The organism is Prosthecobacter sp., from assembly GCF_044232965.1.
In the GTDB taxonomy this organism is placed as follows: Bacteria; Verrucomicrobiota; Verrucomicrobiia; order Verrucomicrobiales; family Verrucomicrobiaceae; genus Prosthecobacter.
The window spans coordinates 123229-145482 of sequence record NZ_JBIIKX010000006.1 but is presented as its reverse complement, the minus strand read 5'-3'; the positions used below and the strand labels follow the sequence as shown (position 1 = coordinate 145482).

12 protein-coding genes are annotated in these 22254 nt (G+C 60.2%); 9 read left to right on the top strand and 3 right to left on the bottom strand.

Going from position 1 to position 22254, the window contains the following annotated elements; translation table 11 throughout:
• Positions 1 to 110: 110 nt before the first annotated feature.
• On the bottom strand, positions 111 to 1463 hold the full coding sequence (locus tag ACILSI_RS04585; RefSeq protein ID WP_395720672.1) for an AAA domain-containing protein: 1353 nt from the start codon (positions 1461 to 1463) through the stop codon (positions 111 to 113).
• Positions 1464 to 1995: 532 nt separating this feature from the next.
• On the opposite strand from ACILSI_RS04585, the gene ACILSI_RS04580 reads away from it, so the two are divergent.
• From ACILSI_RS04580 to ACILSI_RS04555, 6 genes are all read left to right on the top strand, one after another.
• Complete coding sequence (locus tag ACILSI_RS04580; RefSeq protein ID WP_395720671.1) at positions 1996 to 3918, top strand: MBL fold metallo-hydrolase; 1923 nt, start codon at positions 1996 to 1998, stop codon at positions 3916 to 3918.
• Positions 3915 to 5003, top strand: coding sequence for a serine hydrolase domain-containing protein (locus ACILSI_RS04575; protein ID WP_395720670.1), 1089 nt, complete (start codon positions 3915 to 3917; stop codon positions 5001 to 5003). Before ACILSI_RS04580 ends, ACILSI_RS04575 begins: the two co-directional genes overlap by 4 nt.
• A gap of 73 nt (positions 5004 to 5076) precedes the next feature.
• On the top strand, positions 5077 to 8124 hold the full coding sequence (locus ACILSI_RS04570; protein ID WP_395720669.1) for a PSD1 and planctomycete cytochrome C domain-containing protein: 3048 nt from the start codon (positions 5077 to 5079) through the stop codon (positions 8122 to 8124).
• A gap of 3 nt (positions 8125 to 8127) precedes the next feature.
• Entirely contained in the window at positions 8128 to 9546 is a 1419-nt protein-coding gene (locus tag ACILSI_RS04565) for a DUF1501 domain-containing protein (protein WP_395720668.1), read from the top strand.
• Positions 9547 to 9682: 136 nt separating this feature from the next.
• Positions 9683 to 10618, top strand: a complete 936-nt coding sequence (locus ACILSI_RS04560; protein WP_395720667.1) for a DUF6807 family protein — start codon at positions 9683 to 9685, stop codon at positions 10616 to 10618.
• A gap of 46 nt (positions 10619 to 10664) precedes the next feature.
• Positions 10665 to 13130: a c-type cytochrome gene (locus tag ACILSI_RS04555; RefSeq protein ID WP_395720666.1), complete on the top strand. Its 2466-nt coding sequence runs from the start codon at positions 10665 to 10667 to the stop codon at positions 13128 to 13130.
• Positions 13131 to 13134: 4 nt separating this feature from the next.
• Here the strand turns inward: ACILSI_RS04555 and ACILSI_RS04550 are convergent, their stop codons facing one another.
• Positions 13135 to 15510: a Tex family protein gene (locus ACILSI_RS04550; protein ID WP_395720665.1), complete on the bottom strand. Its 2376-nt coding sequence runs from the start codon at positions 15508 to 15510 to the stop codon at positions 13135 to 13137.
• 161 nt (positions 15511 to 15671) lie between these two features.
• On the opposite strand from ACILSI_RS04550, the gene ACILSI_RS04545 reads away from it, so the two are divergent.
• The gene (locus ACILSI_RS04545) at positions 15672 to 16892 is read left to right on the top strand and encodes a PQQ-binding-like beta-propeller repeat protein (RefSeq protein WP_395720664.1); all 1221 of its coding nucleotides are present in this window, start codon (positions 15672 to 15674) and stop codon (positions 16890 to 16892) included.
• Between the two features lie 5 nt (positions 16893 to 16897).
• Entirely contained in the window at positions 16898 to 18250 is a 1353-nt protein-coding gene (locus ACILSI_RS04540; protein ID WP_395720663.1) for a neutral/alkaline non-lysosomal ceramidase N-terminal domain-containing protein, read from the top strand.
• A 76-nt stretch (positions 18251 to 18326) separates the two neighbouring features.
• Here ACILSI_RS04540 and ACILSI_RS04535 read toward each other — a convergent pair whose 3' ends face one another.
• Positions 18327 to 19328: a sugar phosphate isomerase/epimerase family protein gene (locus tag ACILSI_RS04535; protein WP_395720662.1), complete on the bottom strand. Its 1002-nt coding sequence runs from the start codon at positions 19326 to 19328 to the stop codon at positions 18327 to 18329.
• 211 nt (positions 19329 to 19539) lie between these two features.
• On the opposite strand from ACILSI_RS04535, the gene ACILSI_RS04530 reads away from it, so the two are divergent.
• Positions 19540 to 22236, top strand: coding sequence for a PQQ-dependent sugar dehydrogenase (locus ACILSI_RS04530; protein ID WP_395720661.1), 2697 nt, complete (start codon positions 19540 to 19542; stop codon positions 22234 to 22236).
• Positions 22237 to 22254 lie beyond the last annotated feature (18 nt).

The following is a 22254-nucleotide window of genomic DNA, read 5'->3' as shown; positions in this document are numbered from 1 at the left end:
GTGGCTGCGGGAAGTTCTCCGGCGACTATCCAGAGTTCCTGCTGGCGTTGCTTGGTTTGGCGTTGCTCAAACATGCAGGGTTGTTCTCATCACCCAGGAGGAGAGGTTTTTCAACAGGCTGTTAGCCACATTCTCTTGATGGAACCAACAGAGAGGGTCTGCTGTAGCAGCGCTTTAGCACTGGTCAATTGGGCGCTTTTCGCCTGGTGAAGGTTTCTCGCCTGATCTGACATTGTCTTCGAAAAGGCAGCATTGGCACGGGCTTTAGCCAAAGCAGGAAGAGCATCCAGCCGATTTCGGTAGGGCTCTGCTTGTCGAGCAAGAGATAGCACGCTTTCGCCCTTCCTCACTTCGGATTCGTGCAGGTCCCGAGCGCGTTGGATAGTCTTAAGCTGACTGCGGCAAGTGGCCAAACCATCTTGGATGCGTGTAAGCTCACCTACATTCTTGACGGCTTGTGCTGCTACAAATCGAGCCTGCACCCAATGCGTCTTCTGGCTGGCAGCTTGCGTCAGTTCCTCAACAAGACTTGCCATCTCTCGCTCTGCACTCTTTAGGGAATGATGCCTCGCTCTGAATGCTTCGCTATCGTTGCTGGCCTCAGCCAGCCACTGGCAAATATCAACGCGGCGGTGAATAGCCTCCAACTGACTCATCGTTGAGACCTTGGCCTGTTCGGCCATTTTCTTCTGTTTTTCCAATTCGGCAGATCGCTTTTCAGCCACACGTTTGAGGATCAGGTCAGGTCGAGCTAGCAGTTCTGTCTTCACAGGTTCGCCTAGTCGAAGCACTTCTCCTTCGTTGAACTGTCCCTTGAGAGCGTCGGCGATTCGTAAAAGTGCCTCATCGACGGCTGTGTTGGTGTGCGAGGCGATCAACAAAGTCTTCTGTCTCAGAAACAACTGCGCACCAATCTCGCCAATTGTCTGAGTCTTGCCTGTGCCGGGAGGCCCCCAGATGAAGACGGTATCCCCGCCCAAGACGCTGCCCACGGCCAAACGCTGTTCAGGGTTCAGTTGCGTGTTGAATGCGTCAAATGTTTGAACTCCAACGCTGGACGGAGCGAGTCCAAGAATACGATCAGCCGCAGGATGGTGATCTATGCCTTTAGTTTCGATCCGTTCGATCAACCTCAGCAAAAGCATGGTGAGGTCCGTCTTGAGCTTAGCCTGCGGAATGCTGCCTCCAATGTGTTTGGGCAGTTCAAGCACGACGGACAAGTCTTCAATCTCAATGACTGAAACTGAAATGTCATCATTGCCGCCTCCAACAGCCAAGAAACCTGGCGTGTCTGGCGGAACCCGAAGGGGCCGTTGAGACTGAAAACGATAATGAAAACCTCCACCGACCGGGGCAATCAAGCGACCATCGGAAAGAAGGGCGGCACTGCCTCCAAGATTCCGTTTGGCTGCTTCGACTTCTTCCTTCAAAGCCACCACAAACTCTCCAAGGTGAGGTGGCAAAGGCGGCCCCTCTCCATCACTTGGTGTCTCACTTGTTGTGGCTGGCGGCGGTTGAGCGAAGGCACTTGGGGGCTGCGACTTTGTCCGCTGAGCTGGTTTTGGGGGCTGGGGCGGCTGAGCGGAAGACTTTTCAGGCTTTGGAGTGGGTCTAACCGGCGAAATCTTGGTTGGCACGGAACCAGAAAGTCTTTGCTCTACATTTGCGAGCAGCGTCGCTGCGCGTTTGCTCTTACGGTGTCCGAGTTCACTGGCAAGTTCCTGTAATGTCCCTGCATCCCCGCCGCTTGCAGCGCAAACCTGCTCCAGTTCTTCGATGGAGTGGTTCAGAAATCGTCTGGGACTGGGCATTCTGCATCCTAATAAGATCCCACCTGATGTCTCAAGTTTTAGCCATTCTTTGTGCGATTGAATTTCAAAAACATTGCCGCGCACTGCGCGGGAGGAGCTGCGCTAGGCCGTGCTACTGTCGCCGGTGTTCGCGCTGATGCAGCGAGATTGAAGCGAATCGCGCCTTCGCGACGTTGGTAGCTGCATGATTCGCCTCTTTTCTGCATTCCTCGTCCTGCAAAGCCTCGCGCTCGCCGAGTTCCAGCAACCGATGCCGGGCGTGCAGCTCTGGCAGGACACCTGCAACGTCCATGTGCTGAAGCATGAGGACGCCGCGCTGGTCATCAATCTGGGGGATGGCACGGTGCTGGAGCACTTGGCGGAAATCGGCGTGAAGCGGGTCGAGTGGGTGCTGCTCACAGATCATCATCGCGAGCTGTGCCAGGGAGCACCGATGCTGGATCGTGCGGTTACGAAGGTCGCGACTTCGGAGGTGGAGAAAGAGATTCTTGAAAGCCCGCTCTCGTTCCGTAAATGGCATCCGCGCCTCGGCGACAAATACAGTGTGCATGGCGCGAGCTATGTGCGCCCTCCTGCCGCGCCAGTGAAGATCGACCGTGTACTTGCAGATGGCGAGGTGTTCACCTGGAACGGCTTCGACATCACCTGCGTGAGCACTCCGGGGCATTCACCCGGCGGCATGAGTTTCGTCATCAAGCGCGAGGGCCGCACGTTGGCCTTCACCGGCGGCGTGATGCACGATGGCACGAAGATGACGAACTGGTTCGACACCGAGTGGGACTACGGCTTTGCCAAAGGACTCGACGCGCTCACCGCCTCGGTGCAAAAACTCGCTGCTTTGGGCATCGAGACCGCCTTTCCATCGCAGGGGCCGGTCATTCGTGAGGCGACGAAGCAGTTTGCGGCTTACGAGAAGAAGCTCGCCGACTTCCGGCCCGACTACATCCGCGGCTATCCGGTGAACGACCTCTCCAAACGCGGCCCGCATCCCGCCACGAAGCCGACGAAGGCGAACTACATCGTGCAGGTAACTCCGCATCTCTACATGTTCGGCCCGGAGATGGCGGGGAAGAATTTTGCCATCCTCATCGCCGACAGCGGCCACGCCTTGCTGCTGGATTGCGGCCTGTTCCCGAAGCTCGTGTTGGAGCGCATCATCAGCGACATGAAGGAATACCTCGGCCTGAAGCAGATCGACGCCTGCTGGATCAGCCACTCGCATGGCGACCACTTCACGCTCTTCCCCGCGCTGGAGGACCACGGCGTGAAGTTCTGGACGATGGACACCATCGCCGACAAGTGCGAGAACCCGCGCTTCTACGACTACCCCGCGATGATCGGCGCTTACAACGCCGGGTTCGAGAAGGCGAAGATCGACCGCATCCTCAAAGCGGGCGACGTGATCGAATGGGAAGGCTACAAGCTGCACATCGACTGGATGCCGGGCCAGACGGAATTCGGCAACGCGCTGTGGCTCGAACTCGACGGCCAAAAGGTCGTCTTCACCGGCGACAATCTTTTTGGCGATCCCGCCGATCCTGCGCAGAACGGTCACGAGTGCGTCAACGCCCGCAACAGCGCCATCATTGAGGAAGGCTACCTCGTTGCCGCGAAGTATCTGCAAAAGATCCAGCCCGACATCATCATGGGCGCACACGGCGTGCTCATGACCGAGCCCGCTGCCTTTGTGGACCGCTTCCACGACTGGGCGCTGCGTGCGATCCGCAAATACAAGGATCTGCTGCCCGATTCGAATTATGAATACGGCTACGATCCCTACTGGGTCAGCGCTTATCCGTATCGCGTCGATGTCGAGCAACCAGCCGAGGTGAGCATCACCGTGCGTAACTTCCGCGACACCTTGCAGCAGCATCGCGTCGTCCTCCAGCTCCCACCCGGCGTGAAAGCCGAGCCTTCCGTTCTCGAAGGCACCGTTGGCCCAAAATCTCGCCAGAGCTTCAAGGTCAAACTCACCACCGATCCCGACAAGCTGCCCGCAGGCGTGCAGATGGTGCCGATGGACATCACACTCGACGGGAAGCGCCACGGCCAGCTCTTTGATTTCATCATCCAGGCCAAAGAACCCAAGGAACCAGCCACAAAATGATGAATCGCCGTTCCCTCATGACCTTGCTTGCCAGCCTCGCCGCGACGAAAAGCCACAGCGCGAACACCGACCGCATGAAAGCCGCCGCCCAGATCATCCAGAAGCAAGTCGATGCCGGAGTGCTCGAATCCGCCGTGCTGCATGTGCGGCGCGGCCAGGACACGTTTCAGCAAGCCTTTGGCCGCGCGAAGGATGAGGACGCCATCTTCCTCCTCGCGTCGATCACGAAGACGATGACTGCGGCAGGCGTCATGGTGCTGGCGGATCGCGGCGAACTGCGATTGAGCGACAAGGCGAAGAAATTCATCCCTGAGTTCAGCGAAGGCGCTCGAAAGGACATCACCATTGAGCAACTGCTCACGCACACGTCGGGGTTGCCAGACCAACTCGAAAACAATACCGAACTGCGTTCCCAACACGCGCCGCTGGCGGAGTTTGTGCGCGGAGCCATCCGCACGCCGCTGCTTTTCGCTCCGGGGACGAAGTATCACTATCAAAGCATGGGCATCCTGCTCGCGGCGGAGATCGTGGAGCGCGTCGCGAAGACAAAGCTGCCGGATTTTCTCGAGCAAGAGGTCTTCGCACCGCTGGCCATGACGCGCACGGCTCTCGGTCTCGGTTCCTTCAAACTCGAAGACACCATCCGCTGCCAAACCGAGCACGCTGCTCCGGAATCAGGTGCGGGCGATCCGAACGCGAAGACTTGGGACTGGAACAGCCCGTATTGGCGGAATCTCGCCGCACCGTGGGGCGGCGCGCATGGCACGGCGGTCGATGTGGCGCGGTTTCTCGACAGCTTCATGCACCCCGCCGGCAAAATGCTGCGCACGGAAACGGCAGGGTTGATGATTCGCAATCATACCGAGGGTCTTGAAGCCCGTCGCGGCATCGGATTCATGATCGGCCCCGCAGGCTTCGGCAAGGGTTGCTCGGAAAAGAGCTTCGGCCATAGCGGATCGACCGGCACGCTTGCCTGGGCCGATCCCGTCACCGACACGACTTGCGTCATCCTCACCTCGCTGCCAGCAAGAATCTCCAGCGGCACGATTTTTCATCCTGTGGCGGACATGATTTCGCCCCCTTGAACATGACTGGATATGCCAGTCTGAAGTGAGAATATACCAGCCCGATCCATCGTTTTCCTGAACACGCATTATTATGAGAAAAAGCCTCCTTTTCATCACTTTGGCCCCGCTGGCCGTTTTCGCCGCTGAACCGCCGGTGCCGGCCAAAATCGAGTTCAACCGTGATGTGCGGCCGATTTTGTCGGACAATTGCTTCTACTGCCACGGCAACGACCCGAAGCATCGCGAGGCCGATCTGCGGCTCGACATCCGTGAGGAAGCCATCACGGCGAAGGCCTTCGTGCCGGGCAAAGTGAAGGAGAGCGAACTCGTGGCCCGCATCCTGACCGATGACGAGGATGATCTCATGCCGCCGCCGGATTCGCACAAGAAGCTCACGCAACGGCAGAAAGACATCCTCCAAAAGTGGATTGAGCAGGGCGCGGGCTATCAGCAGCACTGGGCGTATGAAAAGCCGGTGAAGGCGGCAATTCCGGCAGGCAAAAACGGCGTGGATGTGCTGGTGCAAAAGCGTCTCGCGGAGATCGGGCTCAAACCATCTCCCAAAGCGGATGCGCGCACGCTGATCCGCCGTCTTTACTTCGATCTCCTCGGCCTGCCTCCCAAACCGTCGGACATGTCTGACTGGTCCGACCTGTCCGACAAACGCTACTCGGAACTCGTCTCCTCCCTGCTCAAAAACCTACACTACGGCGAACGCATGGCCATCGGCTGGCTCGATGTGGTGCGCTTCGCGGACACCATCGGCTACCACAGCGACAATCCGCACAACGTCTGGCCTTACCGCGATTATGTCATCAAGTCCTTCAACACGAACAAGCGCTTTGACCGATTCACCATCGAGCAGATCGCGGGTGATCTCATGCCGGATGCGAATCAGGAGACGAAAGTCGGTTCCGCCTTCAACCGGCTCATCCTCAGCACCGAGGAAGGCGGCGCGCAGGCGAAGGACTATGAACAACGCATGCTCACCGACCGCGTGCGTGCTGTCGGCAATGCGTGGATGGGCCAGACGACGGGCTGCGCGCAGTGCCATGACCACAAGTTTGATCCCTTCAACCAGCGCGACTTCTATCAGCTCGGTGCCTTCTTCGCCGACATCAAAGAGCCGCTCATCGGTCGCCGCGAGCCGGGCATGATGGTGCTCGATGCCGAAGCCGAAAAGAAACAGGCGGACATCGCCAAGCGCCTCGCCGCGCTTCAAGCTGACTTTGCCAAACCGCGCCCCGAACTCGCTCCTGCGCAGGCAGCGTGGGAAGCAAAGGCGCTCGAAGCCACCACCGCCAACAGCCTGTGGCAACCTTTGAAGCCGCTCACCGCCGCCTCCGTGAAAAAGAACGTGACGCTGAAGGCGGACAAAGACGGCATCGTGCGCGGCACGATCGACAAGAAACGCGAGGAACGAAAGCAGAACGACGGCACCGAAACCTACACGATCACCGCCAAGCTGCCGAAAGGCACCACCGGCATCCGCTTGGACGCCTTGAAGGAAAAATCGCCCGGCATCGGACTCGCCTCAAACGGCAACTTCGCCCTCAGCGAGGTCGCTTTGACCATCGGACGCAAAAACAAGGCGGAGAAGCTCCCCATCGCGCATGCTAGCGCCACCTTTGAGCAGCCAAACTTCCCCGCGAAGAACACCATCGACGGCATCGCCGACCAAAAGCTCAATGGCTGGGCCGTTCTCGGTGCCACCGGCGCGGATCAGTCGCTCTACCTCGAACTCGACCAGCCACATGCCGACGCTGAGGCCCTGGTCACACTCACGCTGAGCTTTGCGCATGATGGCAATCACGAGATCGCCAACTTGCGGCTCAACTCCACCACCGCAGCCGCGCCCATCCGCGCACCGTCCATCGCTCTGCCCGCCAAGGAGATCGCCGACATCCTCAAAGCGCCCGCTGACAAACGCACCGCGCCGCAAAAACAAAAACTCGCCGAAGCCTACAAGCAGATCGCGCCCGAGCTCGCCGCTCTCCGCACCCAGCTCTCCACCACCGAAAAAGAAAAGGCCGATTTTGAAGCCGCTGCACCGAAGTGCATCGTCTCCATCAGCGACACGGCGAAGCGCACCGTGCGCATCCTGCCGCGTGGTGATTGGATGAACGAAAGCGGCGAAGTCGTGAAAGCCGCGCTGCCCGGCTACTTGCCGAAACCGAAGATCGAAGGCCGCGACCTCACGCGTCTCGACCTCGCGCAATGGCTCGTCTCCAAAGACAACCCGCTCACCGCCCGCACCGTGATGAACCGCCTGTGGAAACAGTTCTTCGGCACCGGCTTGAGCAAAGTGCTCGACGACCTCGGCGCGCAAGGCGAGCCACCCGTGAATCCTGCGTTGCTCGACTGGCTCGCGTGCGAGTTCATGGACAGCGGCTGGGACTTCCAGCACATGGTCCGCGTCATCGTGAGCAGCGACACTTACAAACAAATCTCCACCTCCACGAAGGAACTCACCGCCGCCGATCCCTACAACCGCGAGTGCGCCCGCCAGAGCGCCTTCCGCCTCGATGCTGAAATCGTGCGCGACAACGCGCTCGCCATCTCCGGTCTGCTCGTGCCAAGAATCGGCGGCCCGAGTGTGAAGCCCTACCAGCCCGCCAAATACTGGGAGAACCTGAACTTCCCCACCCGCGAGTGGCAGAACGACAGCGGCGAAAGCCTCTACCGCCGCGGCATGTACACCTGGTGGCAGCGCAGCTTCCTGCATCCGTCGTTGGTCGCCTTCGACGCCCCCAGCCGCGAAGAATGCACCGCTGAGCGCAACCGCTCCAACATCCCGCAGCAGGCCCTCGTCCTCCTCAACGACCCGACGTATGTCGAGTCCGCCCGCGCATTCGCGGTTCGCATCATCTCTGAATGCAATGGCGATGCTGCGAAGCGCATCACCTGGGCCTGCCAGCAGGCGTTGCAGCGCCAGCCGAGCGCCGACGAGATGAAGACGATTTCCGCCTTGTTTGAAAAGCATCTCGCCGACTACACCAAGGACACCGCCGCCGCCGAAGCCCTGCTCCAAACCGGTGCAGCCCCAACGCCCGCTAATCTAAACAAGAGCGAACTCGCCGCCTGGACGCACGTCGCGCGTGTGCTCATCAACCTGCACGAAACGATCACGCGGAGCTGAGCCATGAACTCGATCACGGCTCAAACTCGACGCGCCTTTCTTGGCCGCGCCTCTCAGGGGCTCGGTGGCGTTGCTTTGGCTTCACTGATGAGCCCAGGGTTGCTTCGCGCAGCTTCACGCGGTGTGCTCGGCACCTTGCCGCTGCTGCAGAAGGCGAAACGCGTGATCTGGCTCACGATGGCGGGCGGGCCGTCGCAGTTGGAGCTGTTTGATCACAAGCCGAAGCTCGCGGAGATGGATGGCAAGCCGATGCCAGAATCGTTCACAAAGGGGCAGCAGCTCGCGCAGCTCCAGGGGCAGAAACTGGTGTGCAAGGGGCCGATGTTTGGCTTCGCGAAACACGGGAAGTGCCAGATGGAGCTCTCGGAGTTGCTGCCGCATCTCGGCAGCGTCGCGGACGACATCTGCCTCGTGCGCTCGATGACCACAGACGCGATCAATCACGACCCCGCGCACATGTTCATGAATACCGGCGCTCAAATTGCCGGCCGCCCGAGCATGGGCGCGTGGATCACTTACGGACTCGGCAGCGAGGCGGAGGATCTGCCCGGATTCGTCGTCATGGTGTCCACGGGCAAAGGTCGCACGCCGCAGCCCATCGCCGCGCGGCAGTGGAGCAGCGGCTTTTTGCCGTCGAAGTATCAAGGTGTGCAGCTCCGCTCGCAGGGCGATCCCGTTTTGTATCTCACCAGCCCGGACGGCGTCACCCGCGAGCGACAAGGCGCGGACGTGGCAGCGATCAATGCGCTCAACAAGCAACACGCGGCGATTTGCGACGATCCGGAGATCGCCACACGCATCGCGCAGTATGAAATGGCGTTTCAGATGCAGGCCAGCGTGCCAGAGCTGATGGACATCCGCCCCGAAGGCCCGAAAACGCTCGAACTCTACGGCTGCACGCCCGGCGACGGCTCCTTCGCATCAAACTGCCTCCTCGCCCGCCGACTCGCCGAACGTGGCACGCGCTTCATCCAGCTCTACCATCGCGATTGGGACCACCACAGCCTCCTGCGCGAAGAATTGCCGCTGCGTGCCAAAGAAGTCGATCGCGCCTGCATGGCGCTCATCACCGATTTGAAGCAGCGCGGCCTCTTCGACGACACGCTCATCGTTTTCAGCGGCGAATTCGGCCGCACGCCGATGGCGCAGGGCAACAAAGGCCCCATCGGTCGCGATCATCACAACAAAGCCATGTCCATGTGGCTCGCCGGTGCCGGCATCCAGCGCGGCCTCACCTTCGGCTCCACCGACGACCTCGGCTACGCCGCCGTCGAAAACATCACCACCGTCCACGACCTCCACGCCACGATGCTCCATCAACTCGGCATCCAGCACGACGCCTTCAGCTTCAAGTTCCAAGGGCTTGATGCGCGGCTGAGTGGCGTGGAAGGCGCGAAGGTGATCAAGAAGATCCTTGCCTGAAGCGACGCTTCAAATAACGAAACCAGAATGGCGAATGATGAATGAATTTCCAATGTCCTAAGGGCAACATTCGGCCTTCGTGCTTCGTCATTGATTCGGCATTCCTCATTCTGGTTTCCTCATTCCCTCCCTTTCCATGAAAAACACCCTCCTCTTCCTCGCCCTCGCTCTTCCCACCTTCGCCTTCGACATCACCGTCGCGGAGAAAGACCACGTCGCGGTCACGAATGGCGGCAAGGTCGTCGCGAAGCTCATGATGGCGAATGACCTCAGCACGCCGGAGAAGCATCACGAGACCTACAAGCCCTACATGCACGTTTTCAGCGCCGATGGCTCCACGCGGCTCACGAAAGGCGCGGGGTTCAATTTCACGCATCATCGCGGCATCTTCCTCGGCTTCAGCAAGATCGGCTACGGCGGCAAATCGTATGACCGCTGGCACATGAAGAAGGGCGACCAAGTCGTGACGAAGGTCGCGCCGGGCGACAACACCTTCACCGCGCACATCGACTGGCAGGGCGATACCCCCGCGCCGTTTTTGACCGAGGAACGCCAGTTCAGCTTCACCACGCCCGCAAAGCCCTTCTACCTCGGCATCGAAATGAACAGCGCCATCAAAGCCGTCAGCGGCGAGGCCGACATGAATGGCGATCCCGAGCACGCGGGCGCCCAGTTCCGCCCGAGCGAGCTCGTGGACACGAAAACGACGACCTACATCTTCCCCGGCGAAAACATCGACGCCCACAAAGTGAAGGACCTGCCCTGGGCCGCGGAGATCTTCACGGTGGAAGGCAAAACCTTCACCGTCGTGATCCTCAATCATCCCAGCAACCCGAAGGACACCGCCACCTCCGCCTACCGCGACTACGGCCGCTTTGGCATGTTCCCCAAAGGCAAAGCCAGCACCGAATCGCCCTTCAAACTCCGCTACCAATGGCTCATTGCCGAGGGCGACGTGCGTGACGCCGCCGCCTTTCAAAACGCCTGGAATGCCTTTGCTGGCCAAACCGAGCCTGTGCCGTCGCTGACGATCAAAGCGTCCGAGCAGCCGAAGCCGAAAGCGAAGAAGTAACCTCCTGGCGGAGGAATCCGAATTCCGAAACCCGAATCAAATCCCCATGCCCGTGCGCTTCAAGGCTTCGACACTCGTCCTTTCTTCCACATTCCTCATTCTGGTTTCGACATTCCCGCCGCAGGCGGGCGCTGTGCATTCGAAAAACGCCGGCCCGGAGAAGGTCGAGTTGAAGTTCAAACTGCCGCCGCCGAAGCCGCTTTCGCCGGAAGAAGCGATGAAGGTGTTTCAGGTCGAAAAAGGCTTTCGCATCGAGCTCGTAGCATCGGAGCCGATGATCCAGGCTCCGGTGGCGATGAGTTTTGATGATCAGGGGCGGCTCTATGTCTGCGAGATGCGTGGTTACATGCACGATCTGGCCGGCAGCACGGAGAAAGAGCCCACCGGACGTGTTTCGCTGCTCGAAGACACGGATGGCGATGGGCGCATGGACAAGGCGACGGCGTTTCTCGACAAGGTCGTGATGCCGCGGGCGGTGATGGCGGTGAATGGTGGCGCGTTGATCGCGGTGCCGCCGCAGTTGCTCTTCTGCAAAGACACAGACGGCGATGGCGTGGCGGATGTGAAGGAAGTGATCGCCACCGACTTCGGCACGCTCGGCGGTCAGCCGGAGCACATGGCGAACTCGCCGGTGTGGGCGATGGATAACTCGATCTGGAGCGCTGGATACAGCTCGCGGCTGAAACTGCGCGGCGGCGTGTGGCAAAAGGACGTGGGACTCGGTCGCGGCCAGTGGGGACTGTGCCAAGACGATCACGGGCGGCTCTATTTCAACTACAACTCCGACATGCTGCGTGCCGATCTGCTGCCGACGGAGGCCTTTGCGCGGAATCCGCTGCTGCGCGAGGCCAGCAGCATCAATGCGAAGCTTGCCGCGGATCAGACACTTTACGCCTCGCATCCCACGCCGGGTGTGAATCGCGGCTACGATGCGAAAACACTGAGCGCCGACGGTCGCTTGACGAAACCGACCGCCACCTGCGGCGCGCTCATTTATCGCGGTGATGCGTTTCCCGCCTCGTATCGCGGCAATGCCTTCGTGCCCGAGCCTGCAGCGAACTTGGTGAAGCGTTTCACGATGAGCGAGGCCGACGGCCTCGTGAAGGCCACGAACACGGCCAAAGGCAGCGAATTCCTCACCTCCACCGACGAGCGCTTCCGCCCGGTGAATGCCTGCAACGGCCCCGATGGTGCGCTTTACCTCGTGGACATGTATCGCGGCATCATCCAGCACCAGAGCTTCCTCACGCACTACCTCATCGCGAACATCCAGGCTCGGAAACTCGAGCAACCCTTCAACATGGGCCGCATCTGGCGCATCGTGCCGGAAGGCAGCAGCGCGAAGCCGGTGAAGGTGACCAAAGACGCCAAAATGCTCACGCATCCCAACGGCTGGGTGCGCGACACCGCGCAGCGCCTCATCGTCGAGGCCGCCGACGCCTCCGCGGTGCCCGCCTTGAAGGAGTTGCTGCAAAACGAGAGCGCCATCGCACGTGAGCATGCGCTGTGGACGCTTGATGGACTCGCCGCTATCACGCCGGACCTCGTGAAGACGGCGCTCGCTGACAAAAACGAGCATGTCCGCGCCGCCGCCGCGCGTGTGGCACCTCGCGACTACGTTTTCGATCTCGCCGCTGAAAAGCATCCGCTCGTGCTCGCGCACATCGCCATCAAAACGATCAACGATGCCGCTTTGGCCCCGCTGCTCGTCACGCACGGCAAAAACGCCCTCATTCGCGAAGCCGCGCTCACCGGCCTGCGCGGCAAAGAGGCCGCGTTTGCCAAAACACTCGCCCAAACGCCTTCCGATGCCTCAAAGGCCGTCATCGGCGCTTTGGCCGAATTGATCGTGCTCGCCGGAAAAGCCGGTCCCATCGCCGAAATGCTCGAACTGGCCGCCAACTCGCCCGAAAACCGCGACACCATCCTCAAAGGCCTCGCGAAGACCGACAGCAAATCAAAGACCGTGAAGCTCGTGTGGCTCGAAAAAGAGCCGGAGCATCTGAAGCAGCTCAAACTGGCCTCCAGCCTCGCGAATCGCCTCGTCTGGCCCGGCAAACCCGGCGCACCGGCCCCACCCGTCATCAAACCGCTCACCGAGACGCAGACCGCGCTCTTTGAAAAAGGCAAAACCATCTACGCCACCCTCTGCGCCGCCTGCCATCAGCCGCATGGCTTCGGCCTCGACGGCCTCGCGCCGCCGCTCGTCGATAGCGAATGGGTGCTCGGCAAACCTGAGGTGCTTGCCCGCATCGTCATGCACGGCCTCGCCGGCCCCGTGAAAGTCAGCGGCCGCACCTACAACCTCGCCATGCCCCCGCTGCCCCAGCTCACCGACGAAGACATCGCCGGCGTCCTCACCTACATCCGCCGCGAGTGGGAACACACGGCTGGTGCCATGGAAACCAAATCGGTCACCGCGATCCGCGAACAGGAGAAAACCCGCTCGATGATGTGGACGGAGACGGAGTTGAAGAATCTTGGGAAGAAGCCAGCGGCTCAGACCAAGTAAGCCGCTATTTTTTCCCCTTCTGCGCCGCTGCGGTGAACCAGTCACCGCCACCTCCACCGCCAAACGGATTGCCCATGCCGCCGCCGGAGCTGCGATTTCCTCCACCGCTGCTCGTGAAGCTGCGCTGTCCGCCGCCTTGACCTGGTTGACCCGCCGGACGTGGGCCGCCGCTGCCCACCTTCTTCTCAAAGTCTGGCTTCGACTTCATGCTCAGCGCGATGCGTTTGCGCGGAATATCCACCTCTGTGACCGTCACCTGCACGCGTTGGGCCACTTTGACGACTTCCGCTGCATCACGCACAAACGTGTCACTGAGCTGGCTCACATGCACGAGGCCGTCCTGATGCACGCCGATGTCCACAAACGCACCGAAGGCCGTCACGTTCGTCACAATACCCGGCAGCTTCATGCCGACGGTGAGATGCTTCATCTCGCTGACACCTTCGGCGAACTGGAAGACCTCGAACTGCTTACGCGGATCGCGGCCGGGCTTCGCCAGCTCGTTCATGATGTCCTGCAGCGTCGGCAGGCCCACGTCTTCACTCACATATTTCTTCAGATCGATCTTCTGGCGCAAATCCGCGCGCTGCATGAGGTCGCTGACCGTGCAGCCGAGTTCGGCGGCCATTTTTTCCACCAGCGGATAGCGCTCGGGGTGAACCGCGCTCGCATCCAGCGGATGCGCCGCGTCACGGATGCGCAGGAAGCCTGCCGCTTGCTCGAAGGCTTTGTCACCGAGCCGTGGCACCTTCATGAGGTCTTTGCGGCTCTTGAACGGGCCGTTCTCATTGCGGAAGGCCACGATGTTCGCCGCATGCGCGCTGTTGAGGCCGGAAACATAGCTGAGAAGCTGTTTGCTGGCCGTGTTCAGCTCCACACCGACGCCGTTCACCGCGCTGATCACCACATGATCCAGGCTTGTCTTGAGCTGATTCTGATCCACGTCATGCTGATACTGGCCCACACCGATGGACTTCGGATCAAGCTTCACCAACTCCGCCAGGGGATCCATGAGACGACGGGCGATGGAAACGGAGCCACGCACGGTCACATCCTTATCTGGGAACTCCTCACGCGCGACCTCGCTGGCGCTGTAAATCGACGCGCCGCTTTCATTGACCATGATCACCGGAATCGCCTTCGGCAGGCCGATCTTGTTCACGAACATCTCTGTTTCACGGCTAGCCGTGCCATTGCCGATGGCGATGGCCTGAATCTTAAAACGCTCCACGAGATTCGTCAGCAGTGTCTTCGCATGCATGAGGCTGTTGCCATCGCCCAGCAGATAAATCACGTCATTGAAGAGAAGCTGGCCCTGCGCATCCAGCACCACGACCTTGCAGCCTGTGCGGAAGCCAGGATCGATGCCCAGCACGCGTTTCTGGCCCAGTGGAGCAGCGAGCAGCAGTTCACGCAGATTGTCGGCAAACACGCGCACGGCTTCCGTGTCGGCCTTCTTCTTCGATTCGAGCCGCGCCTCGGTTTCCATGCTGGAGCTGAGCAGGCGCTTGTAGCTGTCCGCACAGGCCAGTTTCATCTGCTCGGAGCAGGCGTTGCCGCCTTTCACGAAGATGTTCTCCAACATCTTGACCGCCGTGTCCTCGGCAGGCTGGATGCGCATGAGCAGGAATCCTTCTTTTTCACCGCGACGGATCGCCAGCATGCGATGGGACGGAATCGACTTCAGCGGCTCGCTCCAGTCGAAGTAATCGCGGAATTTCTGCGCCTCCTCGTCGGTCTCCTTGCCAAACATGACCTTGGAAATGACGGTGGACTGCTCCGTGAAGAATTTGCGCAACGACGCGCGTGCTTCGGCATGATCGCTAATGCGCTCCGCGATGATGTCCCGCGCACCGCTGAGCGCGTCGGCGGCATCTTTGACGCGCAACTCTTCGGTTGCGTGATCCGGGTTCACAAACTTCGCCGCTTCGCCGCTCAGATCGACAACCTGCGTGATGAGATTCGCCTCAATGAAATCTGCTAGTGGCTCCAGGCCTTTTTCCTTGGCGATGGTGGCCCGCGTGCGGCGTTTCGGCCGGAACGGCGCGAAAATATCCTCCAGAGCATTGATCGTCTCTGCTTTGTCGATCTTCGCACGCAGGATGTCCGTCATCAGCTTGCGCTCTTCGAGGGACTTCACGATGGCACTGCGGCGGTCATCCAGCGCCACAAGCTGCTCCATGCGCTCCTTCACGTTCAAGATCTGCACTTCATCCATCGAACCCGTGGCCTCTTTACGGTAACGGGCGATGAACGGCACCGTGGCACCGTCGGCAAACAATTTGGCCGTCGCGCCGACCTGAATGGCCCGCAGGCCCAGTTCCTTGGCGACACGTTCGACGTGAGCGACATTGATGTTGAGTTCATTGGCAGCAGACATGGTTGGGAAAGGGGAAAGAGTTAAGCTCGGTTGGGGACCGTGGAGTTAGCGAGACCATCACACGCGGCAACTGATGAGCTTCACATGTGAAAAACTTTTGTCGGAGGCCTAGCTTGACATCGTGTTGCGAAGTTTTCGTTGCTTGGTCGTATTAAAAAATCATGAGAATATTTGTCACCGCATTCTTGGTTTCGATCAGCGCATCAGCCGCTGAAGACTGGCCCCGTTGGCGTGGCACGAACGCGGATGGGAGATGGAATCCGGCGGGCATTCCGGCTGAATTCTCAAAGAAGGAGCCGGAGCGGCTTTGGAAAGCTGAAATCGGCGCAGGATTCGGCGGGGTGACAGTCAGTGACGGCCTTGTTTATGTAATGGATCGCCAAAAATCTCCAAAGGAGGTGGAGCGGGTGCTGTGCTTCGATGCGGAGACGGGCAAGGAGGGCTGGCAGCAGAGCTGGGAGGTGAGCTACGGCAGCATGGACTATGGCACGGGGCCGCGCTCCTCGGTGAACATCCTGAATGGCAAGGCGTATGCGCTGGGCGCGACGGGCGTGGCGTCGTGTCTTGATGCGAAGACCGGAAAGATTCTGTGGCAGGTGAACACGGTCGAAACCTGCGGTGCCAAGATTCCGACCTGGGGCTTTGCGGCCTCGCCGGTGATTGATGGAGAACGTGTTTTGCTGCATGTCGGCGCGAAGGACGGTTCCGTCATCGCTTTGGACAAAAACAGCGGGAAGGAAGCGTGGCGTGGCGGGCCGGATCGCGCGGGTTACTGCACGCCGGAGATCATCACGCATGCAGGCACGCGGCAGCTCATCGCCTGGGGGCCGGAGCATGTGCAGAGCCTCAATCCGGACAGTGGAGCGGTGAACTGGACCTATCCTTATAAGATCACGTATGGCGTCAGCATCGCGCAGTCGCTGTATCATGACGGTGTGCTGCTCGTTTCGGGTTACTGGCATGGCGCGAAGGCATTCCGGCTCGGAACGGGCGCTGAATTGCTCTGGGAGAACGAAACTGAGATTTGTGGCCTCATGTCGGCACCGTTGTTGAAAGACGGCATCGTTTACATGCTCGACAAGAAACGCGGCCTGCAAGCCTTCGAGCTGAAGACCGGCAAAATCCTTTGGAGCGATGACAACACGCTCACGCCGAAGGACAGCAACCCGCAGATGAGTCTCGTGTGGATGGATGAAGCCAAAAATCTCGCCGCGCTGCTCAATGCGAGCGGTGAACTCGTTTATGTGACGCTGAAGCCCGAGAAACGCGAAGAGCTGGCCCGCTGGCAGATCATCGGCAAAACTTGGGCGCATCCGGCCTTTGCTGGAAACCGAGTATTTGCACGCAGCGATAAAGAACTGGTGGCCTGGCGGCTTTGGTAGTCCGCATGAAACTCTGGCTGCCGTTCCTTCTCGCTGTTTTTGTCATCGCCGCCGCTCCAGTGGTCGAAAAGCCCGCATGGAAGGCAGGTGCGGCTTCAGCGAAGATCACGCCGGAGAAATCCATGTGGATGGCGGGTTACGCGGCACGTACGAAACCTTCGGAAGGCGTCGAGCTAGACCTTTTCGCGAAAGCGTTTGTGCTCACGGATGAAGCCGGGGCCAAGTTTGCGCTGGTGACGATGGATTTGATCGGCGTGCCGAGAAATCTTCGCCTCGCCGTGGCCGAGCGCGTGAAGAAGGAGCACGGCATCGAGCCAGCAAACCTCGCCATCAATGCCTCGCACACGCACAGCGGGCCGGAACTGCGCACGAGCCGCATTCACGGTGCGGATGATGTGGCGTTGCGTGAGAAGGAGGCGGCGGAATACACCGCGAAGCTGGAGGACACCATTGTGCATTTGATTGGCGATGCGATTCAGAAGTCGGTGTCCGCGCATCTCGATTACAGCACCGCCCGCTGCGGTGTCTCGATGAACCGCCGCACGCCGGATGGCAAAGGCGGCTGGAGCAATTTCCCGAATCCCAACGGCCCGGTGGATCAAACCGTCCCCGTGTTGAAGGCCACGAGCGCCGAGGGCAAGGAGATTGCCATCATCTTCGGCTACTCCTGTCATTGCACGACACTCGGTCATCAGAAGTTCAGCGGCGACTACGCCGGTTACGCGCAGCAGGAATTGGAGAAGGCGCATCCCGATGCCGTCGCGATGTTTGCGAACGGTTGCAGTGGCGATCAGAACCCCTACCCGCGTCGCACGATGGAGTTGGCGCAGACACACGGCAAATCACTCGCCACATCGGTCGAAGCGGCTCTGACGACAAACATGCGGCGGCTCAAAGGGCCAATCCGCGCCGCGTATCGCGAGATCCCCCTGGCCTACGACACGCTGCCGACGAAGGAGCAGCTTCTCGAAGAACAGAAGTCCACCGACAAGTGGCAGGCCACGCATGCCACACGCGTCCTGCAACGCATCGCCGATGAAGGCCCGCTGCCCACGACTTATCCGTATCCCGTGCAGGTACTACGCCTCGGCAACGACCTCACCTGGGTCACGCTCGGTGGCGAGGTCGTTGTAGATTACTCGCTGCGCCTCAAACAGGACATCAAGGATCCCATCGTGTGGGTTAGCGGCTATACCAACGACGTGATGGCCTACATCCCCAGCCTGCGCATCTGGCAGGAAGGCGGCTACGAAGGCGGCGGCGCGATGATTTACGGCACGCATCCCACACGCTGGAGTGACAAGACCGAAGAGCACATCATCAGCACGGTGATGGAATTGAGAAAGGCGGTGGAGTGAAAAAGAAAACGGGCCGGGAGATGATCCCGGCCCGTGTGAGTGTTGAAGATGCCGCACACGGAGTGTGCGGGCCACTTTACTTGCTCGCTTCGGCGAACTGGGCGTCGAAGATGATCTTGCTGGGTGGGAAGTCGATCTTCTTCACGAAGGCGGCGGATTCGGTGGCACCGAATTCGCGGTCCATGGCACCGTCTTCCCATTCGACGCTCAACGGGCCGCCGTACTCGATGTCGTTGAGGGCGCGGATGATGAGCTCGAAGTTGATTTTGCCACGGCCGACGGACTTGAAGTCCCAATAGCGGCTGGGCTTGTGGAAATCGACGTGGCCGCCGAAGACGCCAGCGGTGCCGTCACCGATGCCCCATGAGACGTCCTTCATGTGAACGTGGAAGATGCGGTCGCTGAATTTGTAGAGGAACTTCACATAATCGACGCCCTGATAGCCGAAGTGGCTGGGGTCGTAGTTGAAGCCGAAGGCGGGATGGTAGTCGATGGCCTGCAGGGCGCGTTCGGCGCTGGCGATGTCGAAGGCGATCTCGGTGGGATGCACTTCCAGCGCGTAGCGGATGCCGAGCTTCTGGTATTCATCGAGGATGGGCTTGAAGCGCTTGGCGAAGTCAGCGTAACCAGCGTCGATCTGGCCGGGAAGATTCGGCGGGAAGGAATAGACGAGATGCCAGATGCTGCTGCCAGTGAAGCCATTGACGACGCTGACGCCGAAACGCTTCGCGGCATGGGCGGTCTTGATGAGTTCCTCGGCGGCACGCTGGCGGACGCCTTCGGGATTGCCGTCGCCGTAGATCGCGGGCGAGAGGATCTGCGCATGGCGGGCGTCGATGTTGTCGCACACGGCCTGGCCGACGAGGTGGGTGGAGATGGCGTGGCATTGCATGCCTGCGGCTTTGAGTTTCGCGCGCTTGGCATCGCAGTAGGCCTGGTCGGCCTTTTCCACTTCAAAGTGGTCGCCCCAGCAGGCGAGTTCGACGCCGTCATAGCCGAAGGCCATGGCCTTCTGGATCATGGTGTCGCAGGAAAGATCGGCCCACTGGCCGGTGAAGAGGGTGACGGGACGTGGCATGGCGTGTGTGTGGTTGGGTTGAGGTGGAACTGAGGGGAAAGAATGGCAGCCGAGCGAAGCGAGACAGGCCGCGAAGCGGCCCGAAAGGGTGAACGGAGTGAATCAAATGTCGAATGTGGAATGACGAATTTTTGCAGGGAACCCCTGGCGGGCCGCCTCCCAGGCAATTTCAGGCTTGGCGAATGCCCGGCGCTCATTCCATGATGCACGGATGATACGCTTATTTTTGTTTTGCGTGCTGGCCGCAAGTTCTCATGCCCAGTGGACGACCTCCCGCATCCACGGCTCACCGGAAGCGCCGAAGCCGTATGTGCCCGAGCAGGTCTTCGCGCAGATCGCGCTCAATGACGCGCTGGAGATGATCGCTGTGCCAGGGGGGAATCGTTTTGTGGCGGTGGAGAAGGGCGGCAAGATCTGGAGCTTCAAGGACGGCCCGGACGCGGCATCGAAGGATCTGCTCATCGACCTCAAGCCTGATCATCCTGCGCTGAATTATGCCTACGGCGTCGCGTTCCACCCGAAATGGCGGGAAAACGGCCTCGTCTTCATCACCTATGTCTATGGCGACAAGGTGCCGGACGGCAGCAAGCTCTCCCGCTTCAAGCTCACGCAGCAGGAGCCGCCGGTGATTGATCCGAAGTCGGAAACCGTGCTGCTGACGTGGCAAAGCGGCGGTCACAATGGCGCGTCCATCCAGTTCGGCCCGGACGGCATGCTTTACTGCTCCACTGGCGATGCCACCGCGCCCTCGCCGCCTGATTCGCTGAAGACGGGTCAGGATTTGAGCGACTTCTTGTCCTCCATCCTGCGCATCGACGTGGATCATGAGGAGAACGGCAAGGCGTATGCCATTCCGAAGGACAATCCGTTTCTCAAGACGCCGAACGCGCGTCCCGAGATCTATGCCTTCGGTTTTCGCAACCCGTGGAAGATCAGCTTCGACCCCAAAGGCCGCCTGTGGTGCGGCGATGTCGGCTGGGAGCTGTGGGAGATGATTCACCTCGTGCCAAAAGGCGGCAATCATGGCTGGAGCGCCATGGAGGCCAGCCAGCCGATCATGCCCGAGACCAAAGGCCCTGGCGACATCATCCCGCCCGTCGCCGCGCATCCGCACACCGAGGCCGCCAGCATCACCGGCGGCTATGTGTATCACGGCAGCCGCTTCCCCGAACTGCGTGACGCCTACATCTACGGCGACTACGAGACGGGAAAAATCTGGGCGCTCTGGCACGACGGCAGGCAGGTCACACGCCGCGAGGAAATCGCCGACACACCGCACAAGATCGTCAGCTTCGGTCAAAGCGAGGACGGCGAGGTGTATTGGATGAACTGGGAAAAAGACACGCGCATCTACCGCCTCACGAAAAATCCCGCCGTCGGCAAACCGAGCCAGTTTCCGCGCAAACTCAGTGAAACCGGCCTCTTCACCGACACAACCGCCCAAACACCCGCAGCGGGCGTTTTGCCCTTCGAGATCGCCGAGCCGATGTGGCAGGACGGAGCGAAGGCGCAGCGATTTGTCGCTTTGCCCGAAGGGAAACGCATCCAAACCACCGTCAGCGGCCCGCCGGAAAAGCCGAACTACAAAGTCGATTGGCCCGTCGAGTCGGTCTTGGCCCGCACGATCACTTTGAAGACGAAAATCGAAACCCAGGTGCTGCACTTCGATGGCGAAACCTGGAATGGCTATTCCTACCGCTGGAACGACCAGGGCACCGATGCCGAACTCGTCGGCGCTGACGGCGCGGAGTTCACGATCGACAAACAGCCCTGGCGCATCCACGGCCGGGCCGAATGTGCCCGCTGCCACAACAACTGGAGCGGCTTCGCGCTCGGCTTTCAGCCTGATCAGCTCGTCAGCATCAGCGGCAAGAAACCCGAAGAAGCCGCCGAACTCTTCAACGGCCCTTTCATCGAGCGCCTGAAGAACCGGCTCGTCTCCCGTCGCGATGACAAGGCTGATCTCGAAGCCAAAGCCCGCTCCTGGCTCCACGCGAATTGTGCGCATTGCCACCGCCGCCACGGCGGCGGTAGCGTGCAGCTCATGGTGAACGCGGATTTGCCCACATCTGAGACAATGATGCTGAATGAGAAGCCGGTGCGCGGTGATCTTGCTCTCACTGACGCACGCGTCATTTCATCGGGCAAACCGGAGCAGAGCGTGTTGCTGGCTCGCATCGCAAGAAGCGGCAATGGCCACATGCCGATGATTGGTGCCCGTGAGGTCGATCCGCATGGCTTTCGCGTGTTGTGGGATTGGATATTGGGAGAGGCGACGAGTCGTCGCCCCTCCGAAGTCGAGTCGCCATCCGACGCGCTTCTGTTCGCGAATGCCATCGCGAAAAACGAGGCTAAGCTCGACCCAGCTCTTGCCAAACACCCGAATCCCGAGATCGCCAGCTACTTCGAGCGCTTCCTGCCACACGGCCAACGCGTGAAGACGCTCGGCATGAATTTCGACGCCAAGAAGCTCCTCGCGGTGAAGGGCGATGTGAAACGTGGCGCTGAACTTGTCAGCATGACTGGCAAAATGGCCGCCTGCCTCGCCTGCCACATCGTCAACGGCATAGGACGTGATTTTGGCCCCGAATTGAGCAAGGTAGGCGCACGCTTGACACGCGAGCAGATTCTTGAAAGCCTTCACCAGCCGTCCAAGGCCATCGCGAAAGGCTATGAGACTTGGATGCTGACCTTGAAGGACGGCAGCGTACAAACCGGCTTTGTCGTGAATCCGGGTGACACCGCCGTGACACTCAAGCTCCCCACCGGTCAGCCGCAGACCTTTGAGCGCTCTCAAATCCGCAGCCAGAAAGTCGAACCCATGTCCCTGATGCCGGAAGGTCTGCTCCAAGCCATGACCGAGCAGGAAGCGGCGGATGTGATCGCGTTTTTGAGTGGTCTAAAGTGAGGTCGCCTCACGGCAGCC

Bases quoted from the DNA above. Each gene is read 5' to 3' on its own strand.
- ACILSI_RS04545 (WP_395720664.1), top strand. From the start codon at position 15,672: ATGAGAATATTTGTCACCGCATTCTTGGTTTCGATCAGCGCATCAGCC.
- ACILSI_RS04570 (WP_395720669.1), top strand. From the start codon at position 5,077: ATGAGAAAAAGCCTCCTTTTCATCACTTTGGCCCCGCTGGCCGTTTTC.
- ACILSI_RS04530 (WP_395720661.1), top strand. From the start codon at position 19,540: ATGATACGCTTATTTTTGTTTTGCGTGCTGGCCGCAAGTTCTCATGCC.
- ACILSI_RS04575 (WP_395720670.1), top strand. From the start codon at position 3,915: ATGATGAATCGCCGTTCCCTCATGACCTTGCTTGCCAGCCTCGCCGCG.
- ACILSI_RS04560 (WP_395720667.1), top strand. From the start codon at position 9,683: ATGAAAAACACCCTCCTCTTCCTCGCCCTCGCTCTTCCCACCTTCGCC.
- ACILSI_RS04535 (WP_395720662.1), bottom strand. From the start codon at position 19,328: ATGCCACGTCCCGTCACCCTCTTCACCGGCCAGTGGGCCGATCTTTCC.
- ACILSI_RS04580 (WP_395720671.1), top strand. From the start codon at position 1,996: ATGATTCGCCTCTTTTCTGCATTCCTCGTCCTGCAAAGCCTCGCGCTC.
- ACILSI_RS04550 (WP_395720665.1), bottom strand. From the start codon at position 15,510: ATGTCTGCTGCCAATGAACTCAACATCAATGTCGCTCACGTCGAACGT.
- ACILSI_RS04565 (WP_395720668.1), top strand. From the start codon at position 8,128: ATGAACTCGATCACGGCTCAAACTCGACGCGCCTTTCTTGGCCGCGCC.
- ACILSI_RS04555 (WP_395720666.1), top strand. From the start codon at position 10,665: ATGCCCGTGCGCTTCAAGGCTTCGACACTCGTCCTTTCTTCCACATTC.
- ACILSI_RS04540 (WP_395720663.1), top strand. From the start codon at position 16,898: ATGAAACTCTGGCTGCCGTTCCTTCTCGCTGTTTTTGTCATCGCCGCC.